This is a genomic window from Streptomyces sp. CA-142005 (assembly GCF_050942335.1).
Lineage (GTDB): Bacteria > Actinomycetota > Actinomycetes > Streptomycetales > Streptomycetaceae > Streptomyces.
In genome coordinates this window covers 3,369,275-3,386,856 of the sequence record NZ_CP192078.1, presented here as the reverse complement: position 1 = coordinate 3,386,856, position 17,582 = coordinate 3,369,275, and the positions used below count along the sequence as shown (strand labels likewise).

The 17,582-nt window shown below is 72.9% G+C and carries 16 protein-coding genes and 1 pseudogene; 10 read left to right on the top strand and 7 right to left on the bottom strand.

What is annotated here, in order from left to right; all coding sequences use genetic code 11:
- Nucleotides 1-20: 20 nt before the first annotated feature.
- Genes ACQPXS_RS16055 through ACQPXS_RS16030 form a run of 6 tightly spaced genes read left to right on the top strand, consistent with a single transcriptional unit; the run spans nt 21 to nt 5,669 of the window.
- Nucleotides 21-944 carry an ornithine carbamoyltransferase gene (locus ACQPXS_RS16055; RefSeq protein WP_433449943.1) on the top strand — a complete coding sequence of 308 codons (924 nt, stop codon included), beginning with the start codon at nt 21-23 and terminating at the stop codon, nt 942-944.
- The gene (locus ACQPXS_RS16050) at nt 941-2,248 is read left to right on the top strand and encodes an MFS transporter (RefSeq protein ID WP_433449941.1); all 1,308 of its coding nucleotides are present in this window, start codon (nt 941-943) and stop codon (nt 2,246-2,248) included. Before ACQPXS_RS16055 ends, ACQPXS_RS16050 begins: the two co-directional genes overlap by 4 nt.
- The gene (locus ACQPXS_RS16045) at nt 2,211-3,005 is read left to right on the top strand and encodes a thioesterase II family protein (protein ID WP_433449939.1); all 795 of its coding nucleotides are present in this window, start codon (nt 2,211-2,213) and stop codon (nt 3,003-3,005) included. The genes ACQPXS_RS16050 and ACQPXS_RS16045 overlap by 38 nt, the downstream gene beginning before the upstream one ends.
- Nucleotides 3,006-3,008: 3 nt before the next feature.
- Nucleotides 3,009-3,947: a TauD/TfdA family dioxygenase gene (locus ACQPXS_RS16040; protein ID WP_433449936.1), complete on the top strand. Its 939-nt coding sequence runs from the start codon at nt 3,009-3,011 to the stop codon at nt 3,945-3,947.
- 4 nt (nt 3,948-3,951) lie between these two features.
- Nucleotides 3,952-4,728: a 4'-phosphopantetheinyl transferase family protein gene (locus ACQPXS_RS16035; RefSeq protein WP_433449934.1), complete on the top strand. Its 777-nt coding sequence runs from the start codon at nt 3,952-3,954 to the stop codon at nt 4,726-4,728.
- A complete protein-coding gene (locus ACQPXS_RS16030; protein WP_433449932.1) occupies nt 4,725-5,669 on the top strand; it encodes a TauD/TfdA family dioxygenase in 945 nt (314 codons plus the stop codon). The genes ACQPXS_RS16035 and ACQPXS_RS16030 overlap by 4 nt, the downstream gene beginning before the upstream one ends.
- A 322-nt stretch (nt 5,670-5,991) precedes the next feature.
- Here ACQPXS_RS16030 and ACQPXS_RS16025 read toward each other — a convergent pair whose 3' ends face one another.
- From ACQPXS_RS16025 to ACQPXS_RS16010, 4 genes are all read right to left on the bottom strand, one after another.
- Entirely contained in the window at nt 5,992-8,448 is a 2,457-nt protein-coding gene (locus ACQPXS_RS16025) for an FtsX-like permease family protein (RefSeq protein WP_433449931.1), read from the bottom strand.
- Nucleotides 8,442-9,179, bottom strand: a complete 738-nt coding sequence (locus ACQPXS_RS16020; protein ID WP_356303186.1) for an ABC transporter ATP-binding protein — start codon at nt 9,177-9,179, stop codon at nt 8,442-8,444. Before ACQPXS_RS16020 ends, ACQPXS_RS16025 begins: the two co-directional genes overlap by 7 nt.
- A gap of 149 nt (nt 9,180-9,328) precedes the next feature.
- On the bottom strand, nt 9,329-9,844 hold the full coding sequence (locus ACQPXS_RS16015) for a DedA family protein (RefSeq protein WP_433449928.1): 516 nt from the start codon (nt 9,842-9,844) through the stop codon (nt 9,329-9,331).
- Nucleotides 9,845-9,960: 116 nt separating this feature from the next.
- Complete coding sequence (locus ACQPXS_RS16010; protein ID WP_433449927.1) at nt 9,961-11,805, bottom strand: BTAD domain-containing putative transcriptional regulator; 1,845 nt, start codon at nt 11,803-11,805, stop codon at nt 9,961-9,963.
- Nucleotides 11,806-12,095: 290 nt separating this feature from the next.
- Between ACQPXS_RS16010 and ACQPXS_RS16005 the strand changes: the two genes are divergently transcribed.
- The gene (locus tag ACQPXS_RS16005; protein ID WP_433455832.1) at nt 12,096-13,358 is read left to right on the top strand and encodes a sensor histidine kinase; all 1,263 of its coding nucleotides are present in this window, start codon (nt 12,096-12,098) and stop codon (nt 13,356-13,358) included.
- Nucleotides 13,331-13,990, top strand: coding sequence for a response regulator (locus ACQPXS_RS16000; protein WP_433449926.1), 660 nt, complete (start codon nt 13,331-13,333; stop codon nt 13,988-13,990). Before ACQPXS_RS16005 ends, ACQPXS_RS16000 begins: the two co-directional genes overlap by 28 nt.
- Nucleotides 13,991-14,046: 56 nt before the next feature.
- Here the strand turns inward: ACQPXS_RS16000 and ACQPXS_RS15995 are convergent, their stop codons facing one another.
- Together ACQPXS_RS15995 and ACQPXS_RS15990 are read right to left on the bottom strand one after the other, a co-directional pair.
- Nucleotides 14,047-14,400, bottom strand: coding sequence for a MazG-like family protein (locus ACQPXS_RS15995; protein WP_433449924.1), 354 nt, complete (start codon nt 14,398-14,400; stop codon nt 14,047-14,049).
- A 41-nt stretch (nt 14,401-14,441) separates the two neighbouring features.
- Nucleotides 14,442-14,987, bottom strand: a complete 546-nt coding sequence (locus tag ACQPXS_RS15990) for a DoxX family protein (protein ID WP_351798292.1) — start codon at nt 14,985-14,987, stop codon at nt 14,442-14,444.
- Between the two features lie 132 nt (nt 14,988-15,119).
- Here ACQPXS_RS15990 and ACQPXS_RS15985 point away from each other — a divergent pair, with 132 nt between their 5' ends.
- The gene (locus ACQPXS_RS15985) at nt 15,120-15,446 is read left to right on the top strand and encodes a nuclear transport factor 2 family protein (protein ID WP_433449923.1); all 327 of its coding nucleotides are present in this window, start codon (nt 15,120-15,122) and stop codon (nt 15,444-15,446) included.
- A gap of 53 nt (nt 15,447-15,499) precedes the next feature.
- Entirely contained in the window at nt 15,500-16,483 is a 984-nt protein-coding gene (locus ACQPXS_RS15980; RefSeq protein WP_433449922.1) for an aldo/keto reductase, read from the top strand.
- Between the two features lie 241 nt (nt 16,484-16,724).
- Here the strand turns inward: ACQPXS_RS15980 and ACQPXS_RS15975 are convergent.
- Nucleotides 16,725-17,533 (bottom strand): annotated as a pseudogene (locus ACQPXS_RS15975) (ABC transporter ATP-binding protein).
- Nucleotides 17,534-17,582 lie beyond the last annotated feature (49 nt).

The following is a 17,582-nucleotide window of genomic DNA, read 5'->3' as shown; positions in this document are numbered from 1 at the left end:
GCACCCTCCAGGAGGAACCCGTGGCATCCGTACGGCATCTGATCTCCATCGACGACCTCGACGACAACGATCTGTACGCGCTGGTCGCCCGCGGTGCCGAGTTCTCGGCCGGCACCGCGGCCCGCTCCGCCCCGCTGGCCGGCGACGTCGTGGGCGTCTACTTCAGCAAGACCTCGACCCGTACCCGTACCGCCTTCTCCAGCGGCGCGCTGCGCCTGGGCGCGCAGATCATCGCGTACGGACCCGGCGATCTCCAGCTCAACACCGGTGAGACCAGCGAGGACACCGGCAAGGTGATGTCCCGCATGCTCGACGTCCTGGTCGCCCGCACCGCGGGCGACCCCGCCGAGATGCGCGCCTGGGCCTCCCAGGAGCGCATGGCCGTCATCAACGCCATGAGCGCCGACGAGCACCCGACGCAGGCCCTCACCGACCTGACCACCCTGCGGCGGCAGTTCGGCGGCGTCGAGGGACTGCGCGTGCTCTACGTCGGCGAGGGCAACAACACCGCGTCGGCCCTCGCGCTCGCCCTGACCCGGTTCCCGGGCGTCGAGTTCGAGCTGCGTACCCCGCCCGGGTACGGTCTGGCCCCGCACTACCGCGAGCGCGCCGCGGAACAGGCCGCCCGGTACGGCGCGGTGTTCCGCGAGCGGCACGACATGACCGACCTGCCCGGCGGCCTGGACGTCGTGTACACCACGCGTTGGCAGACCACCGGCACCAGCAAGCCCGACCCCGACTGGCGGGCGGTGTTCGCGCCGTTCCAGGTGACCGCGGCGTTGTGGGAGAACAGCCCCAAGGCCGTGTTCATGCACGACCTGCCCGCGCACCGCGGTGACGAGGTCACGGCCGAGGTGCTCGACGGCCCGGCCAGCGTCGCCTTCGAACAGGCCGAGAACAAGATGCACAGCGCCATGGCGGTCCTGGAGTGGTGCCGTACATGACCCTCGTCGAGGGCGGCGGGAGCGGACCCGGGTCCGCTCCCGCCGCAGTCGCGGCCCCGGCCCCGCCCCCGCCGCTGCGCCGCAACCGCGACTTCCTGCTCCTGTGGTCGGGGGCGAGCATGTCGTTCCTGGCCAACCGGGTCACGGCGGTCGCCTACCCGCTGATCGTGCTGTGGCACACCGGCTCCCCGCTGGCCATGTCCGTGGTGTCCACGGCGGCGCTGCTGCCGCTGCTGCTCGTGCAGTTGCCGGCCGGCGCCCTCGTGGACCGCTGGGACCGGCGCCGGCTGATGCTGGTGTGCGAGACGGGCCGGGTCGCCGCCGTGGGCAGCGTGGCGCTCGCCCTCGCGGCGGGCCGGGTGACGGTCGCGCACCTGGCGGCCGTGGCGTTCACGGAGGCGTCCCTCGCCGTGTTCTACCGGCTCGCCGAGCGGGGCGCCGTACGCAACATCGTGCATCCGGCCCACCTGTCCACGGCGTTCTCGCAGAACGAGGCGCGGGGCCGGGCGGCGGGGCTGCTCGGCCAGCCCGGCGGCGTGCTGCTGCAGTCGGCGGGCCGCTGGGTGCCGTTCGGCTTCGGCGCGCTGGGCTACCTCGTCTCCGCCCTCAGCCTGCTGCTCATCCGCAAGGACTTCCAGCAGGAGCGCACCGCCACCGCCGGCCGGCGCGGCATGGCCGGCGAGGTCGCCGAGGGGATGCGCTGGCTGTGGCGCCAGCGGTTCCTGCGCGCGGCGTTCGGCTATGTCGCCGGCACCAACATCCTTTTCCAGATGCTCGCGCTCGCCTTGATCCTGCGGATCAAGGAGGCGGGGCTGCCGTCGGCGACCCTCGCGATCGTGCTGGGCATCGGCGGGATCGGCGGTCTGTGCGGGGCCCTCGTGGGCGGCCGGATCCAGCGCCGGATCCGGCAGCGCACCCTGCTGATCGCCGGGGCCGTCACCTGGACGGTGCTGATCGGAGCCATGGGATTCACCCGCGAACCCGTGGCGCTCGGCGCGCTGTACGCGGGCACCGGATTCGTGGGCGCCGTGTTCAACGTCGCCGCCGCCGTCTACCAGGTGCGCACCACCCCCGACGAGCTCCAGGGCCGGGTCGCCGCCACCGCGGGACTCATCGGCTCGGGAACCAACGCGCTCGGCTCGTTCGCCGGAGGCCTGCTCCTCGCCGCCTATGGTGCCCTGCCCACGGTCCGCGCGATCGCCGCCGCCATGGCCGTACTGGCCCTGTTCGCCGCACTGGCACCGGACTTGAAGGGAGAGATCCGGGATGACTCCACCGACACCGTCACCGACGCGGCCCACTGACCGGCCCGCGCGGGACGACCTGTGGCTGCGGAGCCACCGCCCCGCCTCCGGCCGCGCGCCGAGGATCCGCCTCGTGTGCTTCCCGCACGCGGGCGGCAACGCCCAGCTCTTCCACGGCTGGCCCGCCCACCTGCCGGACGACGTGGAACTGCTGGCGGTCCGCTACCCGGGCCGCCAGGAGCGGCTGGCCGAGCCCTTCGTCGCGGACATGGACACGCTCGCCGAAGCGGTCACCACCGCGCTGCTGCCCCATCTCGACCGGCCCCTCGCCCTGTTCGGGCACAGCATGGGCTCCTCCGTCGCCTACGAGACCGCGCTCCGGCTGGAGCACCGGCACGGGGTGGTCCCCCGGCGCCTGGTGGTCTCGGCCCGCTCCGCGCCGCACCGCTCCCGCCCCACCGGGCTGCACCTGCGCGACGACGACGAACTGGTCGCCGGGGTGCGCCGGCTGGGCTCGCTGGGCTCGGAGGCCTACGACATCCCGGAATTGCGCGAGCTGCTGCTGCCCGCCCTGCGCGCCGACTACCGGCTCATCGAGAGCTACCGCCCCGCCTCGCCGCCCGTGCCGACGCGGGCCCCGATCACCGCGTGTCTCGGGCTCGGCGACCCGGGCTGCGACCCCGACGACGTACTGGCCTGGTCCGAGCTGACCCGCGTCCAGGACTTCGCCCTGCGCACTTATCCGGGCGACCACTTCTACCTCGCCGAGCGGGAGGCCGAGCTGGTCGCCGACATCACCAAGGACCTGGAGGCATGAACCATGACGCAGACGAACATCTGGACACCGCTGGAGATCGAGTCCGAGGGCGTCGGCGGTACCGACGAACTGGTCGGCCGGCTCGACGACATGGGCCCCGAAGAGCTCACCCGGATGCTGACGGAGGAGAAGGGCCTGGTGTTCCGGGGTTTCGGGGCCAGTCCTGACCGCCTGGACCAGGTGCTCGGCCGGCTGCTGCCCAACCGGCTCGCCTATGTGCACGGCAACTCGCCGCGCACCAAGGTCGGCAGCAACGTCTACACCTCGACCGAATATCCGCAGGAGTTCACCATCTCCATGCACAACGAGATGAGTTACGCCCACTCCTGGCCGGCCCGCCTCGCCTTCTACTGCCAGATCCAGCCGGGCAGCGGCGGTGCCACCCCCGTCGTCGACGCCGCGCTGTGGCTGGAGTCCCTCGACGACGAGGTGCGCGAGGCCTTCGCGGGCGGGGTGCGTTATGTGCAGAACCTGCACGACGGCTACGGCCTGGGCAAGAGCTGGCAGGACACGTTCGAGACGACCAGCCGCGAGGAGGTGGAGGCGTTCCTCGAGCCGACCGGCGCCGCATGGGAGTGGAAGGCCGACGGCGGTATCCGCGTCTCCTCGGTGCGTCCGGCCACCACCCGGCACCCGGACACCGGCGCCGAGGTGTGGTTCAACCAGGCCGACCAGTGGCACCCGGCCGGCCTGGGCGACGAAACGGCGGCCGCCCTGGTGCAGATCCTGCCCGAGGAGGACCTGCCGCAGCACGTCACCTTCGCCGATGGCAGCCCCATTCCCGCCGAGTACGTCGTCCAGATCCGCGACCGAGGCCTGGAGCACGCCGTCGACGTCGACTGGCGCACCGGTGACCTGCTGCTCATCGACAACGTCCTGCTCGCCCACGGCCGCCGCCCGTTCACCGGCGACCGCCGGATCCTGGTCGCGATGTCGGACTGAGGCGATGACCACCACCGCGTACGAATCGCTCAGGGACGGCGACGCGGTCCACGTCTGGCGCGGCCGGGCCCCCGACGTGCTCGGCCCGGGTGACACCGAGCCGCTGTCGGACGAGGAGTCGAAGAAGGCCGGGCGGCTGCCGGCCGCGGCCGCGGTACGGTACGCGGCCGCGCACACGGCCGTGCGCCGGGTGCTCTCCGGATATCTCGGAGTGCCGCCGGGCGACGTGGTCTTCGGCAGGCGCCCGTGTCCGCGCTGCGCCCACCCCGGGCACGGCCGGCCGCGGATCGACTGGCCGCCCACCGACCTGGACTTCAGCCTCTCGCGTTCCGGCCCGCACTGGCTGCTCGCCGTGGTCGCCGGGCGCCAGGTGGGCGTGGACCTGGAGGGCGGCCGTCCGCTGGACGTGGACGGCGCCTCCCGGTTCGCGATGAGCGCCGCCGAACTCGCCCACGTCCTGTCCGCGCCCGACGACACGGCGCGCAGGCACGCCTTCTTCCGGTGCTGGACGCGGAAGGAGGCGGTCGTCAAGGCGATCGGCGTCGGCATCGTCACGGACCTCAGCAGCATCGACACACAACCCGCCGAGGACGGTCCAGCGCTGGTCCACCATGCCGAGGGCAGCGGCCCCGGCACCTGGCTGGTGCAGGACCTGCCGGTGCCCGCCGGCGTCTTCGCGGCACTCGCCCGGGAGACCGGCCCGGCCGGGCCCGTCGTGGTCCGGGACCACGACGAAGACCTGGCGGGTACCGCGCACACGAGAGAGGTATTGGTCCGATGACCGCGATCGAGTACACCGCAGAGCCGGGCACCCCGGTCCACGAGTTCATCCGCGCCCACCGCGAGAAGCTGCGGACGGTCCTCGGCGAGCGCGGCGCGATCCTGCTGCGCGGCTTCGAGGTCGGCGGGGTCGACGGGTTCGACGCGGTGGTGCACGCCTTCTCCGGCAGCGGGCCGCTGCGCTACGCCGAGCGGTCCTCGCCGCGCTCCACGATCAAGGGGCAGGTCTACACGTCGACGGACTATCCCGCCGACGAGGAGATCTTCCTGCACAACGAGAACTCGTACCAGGCGGTCTGGCCCAACACGCTCTACTTCTACTGCATCGAGCCCGCCCACACCCGGGGCGCGACCCCGCTCGCGGACATCCGCGAGGTGTACCGGGCCATCGACCCCGCGGTGCGGGAGGAGTTCGCGCGGCGCGGCGGCTGGCGCGTGGTGCGCAACTTCCACGCGGACTTCGGCGTGCCGTGGCAGGAGTCGTTCGGCAGCGACGACCGGGACACGGTCGTGGCGTACTGCCGGGACAAGGGCATCACGGCCGAATGGCGCGCGGACGGTGGGCTGCGCACCACGGCGGTCCGGCCGGTGGTGCGCACCCATCCGGTCTCCGGCGAGGAGGTGTGGTTCAACCACGCCACGTTCTGGCACGTCACCTCGCTGGCACCGGAGGTGCGGGAAGGGCTCCGGGAGATCTTCGCCGAGGAGGACCTGCCCACGAACACCTACTTCGGCGACGGCGGGCGCATCCCGGACGAGACGGTCGCGCACCTGCGCGAGGCCTACCGCTCGGCGACGACCCGCTTCGACTGGCAGCGCGACGACGTGCTGATCGTCGACAACATGCTCGCCGCGCACGGCCGGGAACCGTTCACCGGTCCTCGGAAGATCGCGGTGGCGATGGCCGAGCTGTCCGACGCGTCGGCCACCGCAACGAGCTGACACGAGGACCCGTCGCACGGCAGCGACCCGCCTGGTTCCGCGGCCGTCACGGGTCCTGCACGCACGAGACGGCCGGGCACCCCCGACAGGGGCGCCCGGCCGTCTCGCGTTGCGCGGCCCTCCGCGCGCGTCCCTGCGTACGCCCTCACGTCGGCCGACCGCCCGACCGCCCCGGAAACACCGGACGGCCGGGACGCTCCTCAAGAGGCGTCCCGGCCGTCGGTGCTCCGCGGCGCGGGCCACGGGGGATGGAGCCGCGCGTCGCGGAGGATCGGCGCCGGCCGGGGCGGGGGAACGTACCGTCCGGCGCCGGGTCAGCGGGTCACTCCCGCACGCCCGCCAGTTCCACCGCCCGGCGGCGCAGGGCGAGCGAGGCGGGCGCGACCGACGAGACCACGGCGAGCAGCGCGCAGGCGCCCACGGCCACGCCGATTGCCGTCCAGGGAAGTTCGATCGTGGTCCACACCGACAGCACGCCCAGGGCGCTCCACATGCCCGCCAGATTGAGCGCGGCGACGACGAGTCCCAGCACCGCGCCGACCGCCACGACCATCAGCGCCTCGGCGCCCACCAGCCGCAGCACCTGCCACCGGGTGGCCCCGGCCAGCCGCAGCACCGCCAGGTCGCGCACCCGGTCGGAGGTCGCCATGACCATGGTGTTGGCCAGCGAGATGCCGGTGTACAGCAGGGCGATGCCCAGCACCAGCAGGAAGCCCATCCGGGTCGTCCGGTTCGTCTCGGGGTAACTGGCCCGCACCCACTGGGCCCTGGTGAGCACCTGACCGCCCGAGGCGTGCACCGCGGCCCGCAGCCCGGCGGCCACGGCGTGGGCGTCGGCGCCGTCGGCGAGGGCCACGTCGACCCGGTCGACGGGTGCGCCCGGGGCGTTGCGCGGCGTGACGTAGACGCCGTTGTCGCCGGTCCCGGCGGTCATCACCGCGGCGATCCGCAGTGTCTTCTCGGTGCCGTCGCCGAGCCACACCCGCACCCGCTGTCCGACGGTGTGCTGCTGCCACTCCTCGTTGACGATGATCGAGCCGTCGTCGAGGTCGCTCGCCTTCCCGGCGGCGATCGGCAGACGGGTGGTCGCGGTGAGCGGGCCGGGGGTCGCCGCGCGGGCCTCGTCCCTGTTGAGCGCCACACCGTCCTCCAGGACGTAGACGGCGCTGGACGAGGTCGCCGACACCTCGGCGCCGGGCACCTCGCGCAGCGTGCGCAGGGTCGCCGGGTCGAAGCCCGTGTCACCCGCCGGGGTGACGACGAAAGCGGCGGTCGTCTGCTCGCGCGTCTCGGTGGCCTTCGCCTCGTTCAGCGTCGCGGTGGCACCGAGCAGCGAGCCCGCCAGCGCGACCGTGACCAGAACCGGCGCCGCGATCGCGGCGGTCCGCCGCACGCCGGCGGCGGCGTTCTCCCGCACCAGCATGCCCCCGGCACCGGGCAGCTGGGCCGGAAGCCAGGCGAGCAGCCGGGTCAGCGGGCGCACCACCACGGGCGCGAGCAGCGCCACCGCGGTGATCAGCAGCATCGGCCGGCTCACGTAGGTCTTGCGGTGCAGCAGGTCACCCGGGTCGCTGAACAGCGCCATGGCCAGCGTCACGACGGCGGTCAGCAGCAGCCCCGCGCCGAACAGCCAGCGGCCCCACGTCATCGTCCGGCTGTCCACGGACGCCTCGCGCAGCGCCTGGGTGGGACCGGTGCGGCCCGCCCGCCAGGACGCGGCCACCACCCCGCACAGCGCGACGACCAGACCCGTCGCGAAGGCCGTGCAGTACGGCCAGGTGGCGGCGCCGATCCGGAACCAGCGCGGGGCGAGGCCCCCGTCGACCACCCACGTGGCCAGCCGGGGCGCGCCGTACGCGCCGAGCACGCAGCCGGCGGCCGAGGCGAGCACGCCGACCGGGAAGGCCTCGGCGAACACCATCCTGCGGATCTGCCCCGGAGTCGCCCCGGCCGTACGCAGCAGCCCGAACTCCCGGCGTCGCTGCGCCACCGAGAACGCGAAGGTGGACGCCACCACGAAGACCGAGACGAAGGTGGTGACGCCGCCCGCGGTGCCGAACATGGCGTTCATCGCGGTGAGCGCCTCACTGTCCCGGTCGGGGTCCGCGTCGGCGTAGCGTCGCCCGTCACCGGTGAGGACCCGGACGCCGTCGCTGCCGCGCACCGCCGCGCGCACCGCCCCGGCGTCCGCGTCCACCACCGACTGGGTGCTGACCGGCGCCAGTCGGGCGGCGCGGGCGTCGGTGTAGAAGACGGCGTGCTCGAAGCCGCGTGCGGCGACGTTCCCGACCACCCGCACGGTGCCGCGATCGGTCCGCACACGCTCGCCCTGCCTCGCCCAGTCGCCGCTGACGACGACCTCGTCGGCCGCGCGGGGTGCGCGTCCCCCGTCGATCTCGTACGGGGCGAAGCGGGCCGTGGACCACGGGTGGCCCACCAGGTCGCCCGGCCCGCCCTGGGCGCGTACGGCGAACGACCGGTCCTGCACGACGGTGCCGAGTTTCTTCAGTCTCGCGAGGACCCCGGCCGGCACGGCGCGCGGCTGGGCGAGCTTCTGGACCCGCTCGCCGATCGGGGTGGACACCCGCAGGGAGTCCGCTCCCTTGACCACGACCGGCGCGGCGGCGAACCGCTCCGGCTTGCGGTCGGGCGCGTCCAGCGACGAGGCGAGGGCCAGGCCCATCACGGCGATCAGCGCGACACCGAGCGAGAGCGCGACGAAGCTGCCCACGAAGGTGATCCAGCGGGTGCGCAGGGTGCGCAGGGCGACACTCAGCACGGCGCGGCCTCCAGCTTGGTCATGCGCGCGGCGATGTCGTCGGCGCTCGCCCCGAGCATCTCGCCGTTGACCCGTCCGTCGACGAGGAAGACGACGCGGTCGGCGTACGCGGCGGCCACCGGATCGTGCGTGACCATGATGACCGTCTGGCCCTCGGAGTCGACCATGCCGCGCAGCAGCTTCAGCACCTCACGGCTCGTCTGTGAGTCGAGGGCACCGGTCGGCTCGTCGCCGAACAGCACCTCGGGGCGGGTGATCAGGGCGCGGGCGAGGGCGACGCGCTGCTGCTGGCCGCCGGACAGCTCCGTGGGCCGGTGGCCTGCCCGGTCGCCGAGGCCGACCTGGTCGAGGACCTCGCGCACCCGGGCCCTGGACGGGCGGCGGCCGGCGAGCCGAAGGGGCAGCGCCACGTTCTGTTCGGCGGTCAGGGACGGCATCAGGTTGAACGCCTGGAAGACGAACCCGATGCGGTCGCGCCGCAGCAGGGTCAGCTTGGTCTCGTTCAGCTTCGTCAGATCGGTGTCGCCCACGGTGACCGAGCCCGACGTGGGGCGGTCCAGCCCGGCGGCGCACTGCAGCAGGGTCGACTTGCCGGAGCCGGAGGGGCCCATGACCGCGGTGAACGTGCCCGCGGGAAACGAGAGCGAGACCTGGTCGAGCGCTGTCACCGCGTTCTCGCCCGACCCGTACCGCCTGCTGACGGAGCGCATCTGGATCGCGTCCTTGTTCATCTGTCCCTACTGTTCGGTGTCGGTCCTCCCGCGCACCCGGCGGGACGGAAATCATCGGAAAACGGCATTCATACGGCGATTGCGCGGGAACCGGAGGTGCCGGGTCCGGCGTGTGGCAGGTGGCTGCGTCGGCAGCAAGCTGTGCGGGCTCAGCCGGGTCCGGCGGGCCCCAGGAGGTAGCCGATCAGGACGAACGCCGGCGCCCACACGGCGCCGCTGACCACGGACCACAGGAGATAGCGCCGCAGTGGCATGCGGGTCGCCCCGCACAGGGTGGGGACGAGGGTGCGCAGCACCGCGACGAAGCGTCCGACGAACACCGCGCAGCCGCCGTGCCGTTCGATCAGGCCGAGGGCCCGCTCGGTGTACCGGCGCCGAAGGGCCGGGCCCCGCTGGGGAGCCAGGACCCACGCCTGCCACCGACGGCCGACGGCGTACCCCACCAGATTGCCCAGGACCGCGCCGACGACCGCGGTGAGCAGCGCCGCCTCGACGGTGATGTGGCCCCGCCAGGCGAGCGCGCCCCCCAGGACCACCGCCGTCTGCCCCGGCAGCAGCACGCCCACCATGGGCAGCGCCGCTTCCAGCGCGGGCAGCAGCAGCACCACGGCGAGGATGCCGGAGCCCCCGTGCGCCGCCATGTGCTCCGCGAGCCATCCCGTCATCAGGGGCCGCCTCCCTCGTCCGCTCGGTGACTCCACGAAACCGTGCGAGGGCACCTCGGCGCAGTGCGGCAGGAACGAGACTTGGGGTAGGGCCAGCCCTACCCACGGCACTCGGTTCAACTCGCCCGGGTCAGCCGGAGCTCCGCGCGGCACTCGTGCGGGGCCGCCGCGATCAGCCGCATCAGCTCGTGGAAGCGGTATCGAGGCGCGCCATCGGCGTCGATGCCCGCCAACTCCAGCAACGACTTCTCGACCAGCCGCTCCAGGAGTTCCTCGGCCATCTCCTCGGGCAGGCCGAGGTCCAGGGCGGCGGCCGCGCTGAACGTCCCGCTCGCCCCGGGAGCCAGGGTGCGGACCAACTCCTGCTCGTCGGACGGAAGTCGGTGGAGTGCCGAACCGAGGCTCCGGCGTACGTCCAGGTCCCCGGTGCACAACTCCTCGACGCGCAGGGCCGGATCGGACAGGCGCCGGGCAAGCCGGGCCACGGGCCAGTGGGGACGGGCGGCCAGCCGGGTGGCGGCGGCCCGCAGGGCGAGCGGCAGACCGGCGCAGGCCTCGGAGACGACGCTGGCGGCATCGCGTTCGACCAGGATCCGTGCTCGTCCGGCGATCGCCGCGAGCAGGGCCAGCGACTCCGTGGTCCCCATGGGGTCGAGCGCGACGGTACGGGAGCCGGGCAGGGCGAACAGTCTGCTGCGGCTGGTGATGAGGACGGCGGCGTCGGTCGTAGCCGGAAGCAGCGCGTCGAGCTGAAGTTCGTCCGTGGCGTCGTCCAGCAGGATCAGCAGCCGGCGACCCGCCGTACGGGTGCGGTAGCGGCGGATCAGGTCGTCCAGCTGCTCGGGCCCGCCATGGGGTGCCGGCGTGTCGTCACAGGGTTCGCCGAGGGCCCGCAGCAACTGCGTGAGGGCGGCGGCGCAGTCCTTGACCGTACCGTCCTCGCGGCGGAGCCGGACATGGAGCAGGCCGTCGGGGAAGTCGTCGGCCACGGCGTGCACGGCCTGCACGGCCAGCGCGGTCTTGCCGACCCCCGCCATACCGGTGATCAGTATGCGGCGCGCCCGGGAACGGGCGCCGCGGTGACCGGACTCGGACGACAACTCGGTGCAGACTTCGGCCAGTTCGGCCTCCCGGCCGGTGAAGTCGGCGAGTGCGGGCGGCACCATGACCGGCGGCGTGGTGTGCGGCGAGGCCGGGGACACCCGCGCGGATGCGGGCCGTGGCGTGTGGCTCAGCTCTCCGCTGAGGACCGCCTGATGGGTGGCCGTCAGGTCGTGGCCGGGGTCCACGCCGAGTTCCTCGGCGAGCACCTCGCGGCCCTCGTGGAACACCCGGAGCGCCTCGGCCTGCCGTCCGCAGCGGTAGAGGGCGGTCATCAGCTGGGCCCGCAGCCTCTCCCGCACCGGGAACTCGGAGACCAGCCCTCTGAGCTCCGGGACCAGTCGCTCGTGCCGGGCGAGTTCCAGATCGGCGTCGATCCGGTGCTCCAGGGCGCTGGTCCGGGCCTCCTCCAGCCGCGGCAGCTCCGCCTCGGCGAGATGCGGTGTCACATTGGCCAGCGCCGGGCCGTGCCACAGATCCAGCGCGCGCCGGAGAGCACCGGCCGCCTCCTCGAACCGCCGCTCCTCCAGGGCCTGGCGGCCGAGCCGGTCCAGCCGCTCGAACTCGAGCACGTCGACCTGCGCGTCGGTGGCGATCAGCTGGTAACCGGGCTGTCGACGGACCAGGTCGACGCCGGGACCCAGGAGTTTCCTCAGCCGCGACACATACGTATAGATCTGGGCGTTCATCGTGGCGGGCGGACTCCACCCCCACAGCAGCCCGCTCAGGCGCTCGTCACTCACCACCCGGCCGCGGGCGAGCAGCAGCGCGGCCAGCACCGTGTGCACCTTGGAGCCCGACAGCGCGACGCGTCGCGCACCGTCCCTCGCCTCCACCGGTCCCAAAAGCCGGAATTCCATGAGTCATCCCCCACCTCGTGCGACCTGGGCCGTACAGACGACCCGGTCGGCGCGGAACGCTGAAGGGTCGTTCTCCGGCCAATGTTTGCGGCACCGGGTGGCGGAATTCTGTCTTCGATTTGGCAACAGGCTGCGCTGGCAAGAGGCTGCGAGGAATGCCCCGTGACCCGTCACCCCACCCCGGAAGGTAGGGCTGGCCCTACCCCCGGTCCGCCCCTTGAACCGATGGCACCGCCGGGGCGGGGCCCTCTACGGTGACGGCCATGCACCCTCGAAACGTGTGGCAGGCCATGTCCAGGCCGGGATTCCTGCTCTCGCCATGGCCGTGGCGGGCGGTCGGCTATCTGCTCACGGGGGCCCTGGCCGGTGTCGTCGCCCTCGTGGGGATCCTGGGCGCGGTGGCCGTGGGCGGCGCTCTGGCGATCGTGCTGGTGGGACTTCCGCTGCTGGTCGTCGTGGCCCTCGCCGGAATCCCGGTGGCCTGGGCCGAGCGGCACAGGCTCCGTCTGATCGACCGCGACCCGGCACCCGACTGGCACCGGGAGCCCACCGCCGGGGGGCTGTGGCCCTGGCTCACCACACGCCTGAGGGAACAGGCGACCTGGCGGGAGCTCGGCTACGCCCTGCTCTTCGCCGGGCTGTTGTGGCCCGTCGACGCCCTTGCGATCACGGTCGGCCTGCTCTACCCCCTGGCCATGGTCGCGACCCCGCTGCTGATGGCCACGGTCGGCGGCGGCCGGGAAACGAAAGTGCTCAAGGCGTGGACGGTCACGGACTGGCCGACGGCCTTCGGCATCGCCGTACTCGGTCTGTTCGCCGTAGTGCTCGGTGCCTACGTCCTGGGGGTGGCGGCCGGTGCCCGGGCCGAACTGACGCGTCTGCTGATCGCGCCGCGCGAGGGTGACCTGGGGGCCAAGGTCGTGGAACTCACGCGCTCGCGGGTGCGGTTGGTGGACGCCTTCGAGGCGGAGCGGCAGCGCATCGAGCGCGATCTGCACGACGGTGCGCAGCAGCGGCTGGTGGCGCTGACCATGACGCTCGGTCTCGCCCGCCTGGACGTCCCGCCCGGGCCGCTCGCCGACCAGCTCGCCAAAGCCCATGAGGAGGCGGGCAAGGCACTCGCGGAGCTGCGCGAACTCATTCACGGCATCCACCCCAAGGTGCTCACCGACTACGGCCTCGAAGCGGCGGTCGCCGACGCCGCGGACCGCTCCGTCGTACCCGTGGACGTCGACCTGGAACTGGACGGACGGCTGCCCCGGGCGGTGGAGTCCGCCGCGTACTTCGTGGTCTGCGAGGCCCTCGCCAACATCGCCAAGCACAGCGGGGCGAGCCGCGCGGAGGTGACGGGGAGCCACCGTGACGGCCGCCTCTTCCTGCAGGTGTGCGACGACGGCCGGGGCGGCGCGGAGGCCGGGGCCGGCACCGGGCTGACCGGACTGGCGGACCGGGTGTCGGTGCTGGATGGCAGACTTTCCCTGTCCAGCCCGCCGGGCGGACCGACCCTGTTGCGTGTGGAGTTTCCTTGCGAACGGACCGATCGCTGCGCGTAGTACTGGCCGAGGACAGCGTGCTGCTGCGGGAAGGCCTGATCAGCCTGCTCAGCCGCTGTGGCCACGAGGTGGTCGCGGCCGTGGGGGACGCCGTCGCGCTGATCGCCGCCGTCGAGGAGCACGCTCCCGACATCGTGGTGACGGACGTACGGATGCCCCCGGGCTTCCAGGACGAGGGCCTGCACGCGGCGGTGCAGCTGCGTGACAAACGACCGACTCTGCCCGTTCTGGTCCTCAGCCAGTACGTGCAGCGGACCTACGCCTCCGAACTGCTGGACTCCGGCGACGGAACGAGCGTCGGCTACTTGCTGAAGGACCGGGTGGGGCAGGTCGAGGAGTTCATCGACGCCCTGTGGGAGGTCGCGGAAGGCGGCACCGTCGTCGACCCCGAGGTCGTGCGCCAGCTGCTGCGCCGCCGCCGCGATCCGCTCGAGCGGCTCACCCCGCGCGAGCGACAGGTCCTGGCCCTGATCGCGGAGGGCAAGTCGAACGGGGCGATCGCCCGCGAACTGGTGGTGTCCGAGGCGGCCGTCGGCAAACACATCAGCAGCATCCTCACCAAGCTGGACCTGCCCCAGACGGACGAGACCCACCGCAGGGTACTGGCGGTCCTCGCCTTCCTGCGGGCATGACACCTGGCGCCCCTACGCCATGCGGGCGTGCGGCGCGGCGGTGCGGGGACGGGGATCTACGCCGAGTCGCCGGGCCGAAGGGGACGTGCCGTCACGCGTGCCAGATGCCCCTCGAACACCTCCCGCGCCTGAGGGGTCAGCGTCCGGAGGGCCACCAGGGCCGTGATCACCACATCGCACAGTTCCGCCTGGACGTCCTCCCACGTGTGGGTGACGCCCTTGCGGGGGTTCTGGCCGGTCGCCCCGATGATCGCCTCGGCCACCTCGCCGACCTCCTCCGAGAGTTTCAGGATGCGCAGGAGCACGCCTTCCCGGCCCGCGTGCTCACGGGCGGCCTCCAGGCGGGACCAGAGTTCGTCGACGGCCGGCCAGAGGGCGGCGGTGGTGCGGGCGGTGTCCTGATCGGTCATGCCGGGCAGCTTCCCACGCCCTGGGCACTGCGCCGTACCGGCTACTCCTCGAACAGCACCTCCTGCTCCCCCTCCTTCTTCGCCCGCACCCGCTGGTTGCGTGCCCCGATCACCACCGCCGTCGCCGCCGCCGTGACGCCCAGGGCCACCGGCACCATCCAGCCGCGGTCGAAGACATGGCCCAGGGCGTGGTCGAGGGAGATGCGGCCGGGGCCCGTCACCGCGAGACCCGTCGCGGCGAGGCACAGGCTTGCCGCGTACTCGTAGCCGCCCTCCTGGGCGAAGAAGCCGCTGGGCAGGTGGACCGCCGCAGCACCGGCCATCGCTCCGGCCGCCGCCGCGCCCGCCGCCGGCGTCGCGAGACCCAGGGCGAGGAGGGTGCCGCCGCCGGTTTCCGCGAGGCCCGCCGCCGTGGCGCTCGCCTTGCCGGGCGTGTAGCCGACGGACTCCATGAACTGGCCGGTGCCCTCCAGACCGTGCCCGCCGAACCAGCCGAACAGCTTCTGCGCGCCGTGCGCGGCCAGTACCCCGCCGGTCCCCAGCCGGAGCAACAGCAGACCCAGATCACGTCGGTCGAAACAGCTCACGGTGACTCCCAGGCGGAGAGGACGGAGAGGCGGAGAGGCCCGTGTTCCCACCGTCGCAGGTCCGACACCCGTCGGCCCGCTGTGGAGGGCGTTCGGGTGGCGGGGACGGGGCGGCGGTGTGACTCTGACGCCATGACGATTCAGCCAGCCAAGCTCAGCGATGCGGCCGTCCGGGCCTTCGTGAACGCCGTCAACTCCCATGACCGGGAGGGCTTCATGGCGCTGCTCGCCCCCGGCGCCACCATGTCCGACGACGGCTCCGACCGTGACCTCGCCGAGTGGGTCGACCGGGAGATCTTCTCCTCCAACGGCCACATGGAGGTCGACAACGAGTCCGGCGGCGGACGCACCCTCCTCGCCCGCTACCGCAACGACACCTGGGGCGAGATGCGCACCAAGTGGACCTTCACCGTGGAGGACGACGGGCGGATCTCACGCTTCGAGACCGGGCAGGCATAAAGGCTCCCGGGGGGTTGCCTTCGGGTGCGCTCCAACTCCTACCGTCCCTGGGCATGACGAAGAAGCGAACTCTGGGACGCAGTGGGATCGAAGTCAGCGCACTCGGCTTCGGCTGCTGGGCCATCGGCGGGGAGTGGCAGTCCGCCGACGGACAGCCGCTCGGGTGGGGAAAGGTGGACGACGAGGAGTCCGTGCGGGCGGTCCACCGTGCGCTCGATCTCGGTGTCACCTTCTTCGATACCGCCGACGTCTACGGCACCGGCCACAGCGAGACCGTCCTCGGCCGCGCCCTCGGCAAGCGGCGCGACGACGTCGTGCTCGCCACCAAGTGGGGCAACGTCTTCGACCCGGACACCCGCACCCTCACCGGCACCGACGACACCCCGGAGCACGCCCGCCGCGCCCTCACCGCCTCCCTGCGCCGCCTCGGCACCGACCACATCGATCTGTACCAGTTCCATCTGTCCGACGCCGATCCGGCGCGGGGCGCAGAACTCCGCGACTTGTGTGAGGAGTTGGTCGAGGAGGGGCTCATCCGCGCCTACGCCTGGAGCACCGACGACCCCGACCGCGCCGCCGTCTTCGCCGAGGGGCCGCACTGTACGGCCGTACAGCATGCCCTCAACGTCCTCCAGGACGCGCCGCAACTCCTTGAACTGTGCGAGCGGATGGAGCTCGCGAGCATCAACCGCAGTCCGCTGGCCATGGGGTTGCTCGCCGGGAGGCGGAGCGGGCCGATGGAGGCCGGGGACATCCGGAGCCGGCCGCCGGCCTGGCTGCAGGGGTACGACGGTGACGGGTCCGGGGCCGACGCGGACTGGCTGAGCCGGATCGACGCCCTGCGCGACGTCCTCACCAGCGGCGGCCGCACCCTGGCCCAGGGCGCCCTCGCCTGGCTGTGGGCCCGCAGCCCGCGCACCGTGCCGATCCCGGGCTTCCGCTCGGTCGCGCAGGCCGAGCAGAACGCGGGCGCGATGGAGAAGGGGCCGCTCACCGCCGGGCAGCTGGCCGAGATCGACCAGATCCTCGGCAGGTGAGCGGCCCGCCCGCCGGAGCGGTTCAGGAGCCGTGACCCCTGTAGGGCGTGGCGCGTACGGCTGCTGGGCGTATCCCTCCTGCGTGTAGGGCCGCTCGGGCGCCCCGTGCGTCGTGGGTTCCCCGTGTCGTCCGCCCTGCTCGGTCAGCGTGATCTGCCCGGCATGGCCGGCCTGCTCGGTCGCGCAGGCCGAGCAGAACGCGGGCGCGATGGAGAAGGGGCCGCCCGCCCGCCGGAGCGGGTCAGGAGCCGTGACCCCCGTAGGGCTGTGGCACGTACGGCTGCTGGGCGTACCCCTCCTGCGTGTAGGGCCGCTCGGGCGCCCCGTGCGTCGTGGGTTCCCCGTGTCGTCCGCCCTGCTCGGTCAGCGTGATCCGCCCGGCCGCGATCGTGGCCAGGCGCGGGGCGCGGCGGGCGATGGAGGAGTCGTGGGTGACCAGGACGAAGGTCAGGCCGTGTTCCCGCCACAGGCCCTCCAGCAGGGCCATGATGTCGTCACGGGTGCCCTCGTCGAGGTTGCCGGTGGGTTCGTCGGCGAGCAGCACCTTGGGGTTCTTCACCAGCGCGCGGGCGATCGCGACGCTCCCCCAGTGCCTTAAGGGCCTGGGGGCACCTCCAGCTGCTGGCCGCCGGACATCTCCGAGGGGACGTGGGCCAGTCGTTCGCCGATGCCGACCGAGCGCAGGGCCTGCGCCGCCCGTTCCCGGCGCTCGGCGGGCTTCACACCGAGCGGGACCAGGGCGGTCTCGACGTTCTCCTGCGCGGTGAGCGTCGGGATCAGGTTGAACGCCTGGAAGATGATGCCGATCTTCTCGGCGCGCAGCCGGGCCTCGCCGATGGTCGCCAGGTCGACGCCGTCCAGTTCCACGCTGCCGGAGGACGGGCGGTCCAGGCCGCCGATCATCTGCAGCAGGGTGGACTTGCCGCCGCCCGTCGGGCCCTGGATGACCAGCTGGTCGCCGTCGGCGATGGTGAGGTCGATGCCGCGCAGCGCCTCCACCGTCTGCCTGCCGCGCGTGTAGCGCTTGGTGACGCCGGTGAGTCTGTACATGGGTTCTCCACAAGGTCCGCAAGGTAGGGGGTGGGGTGCCGCCTCCCCG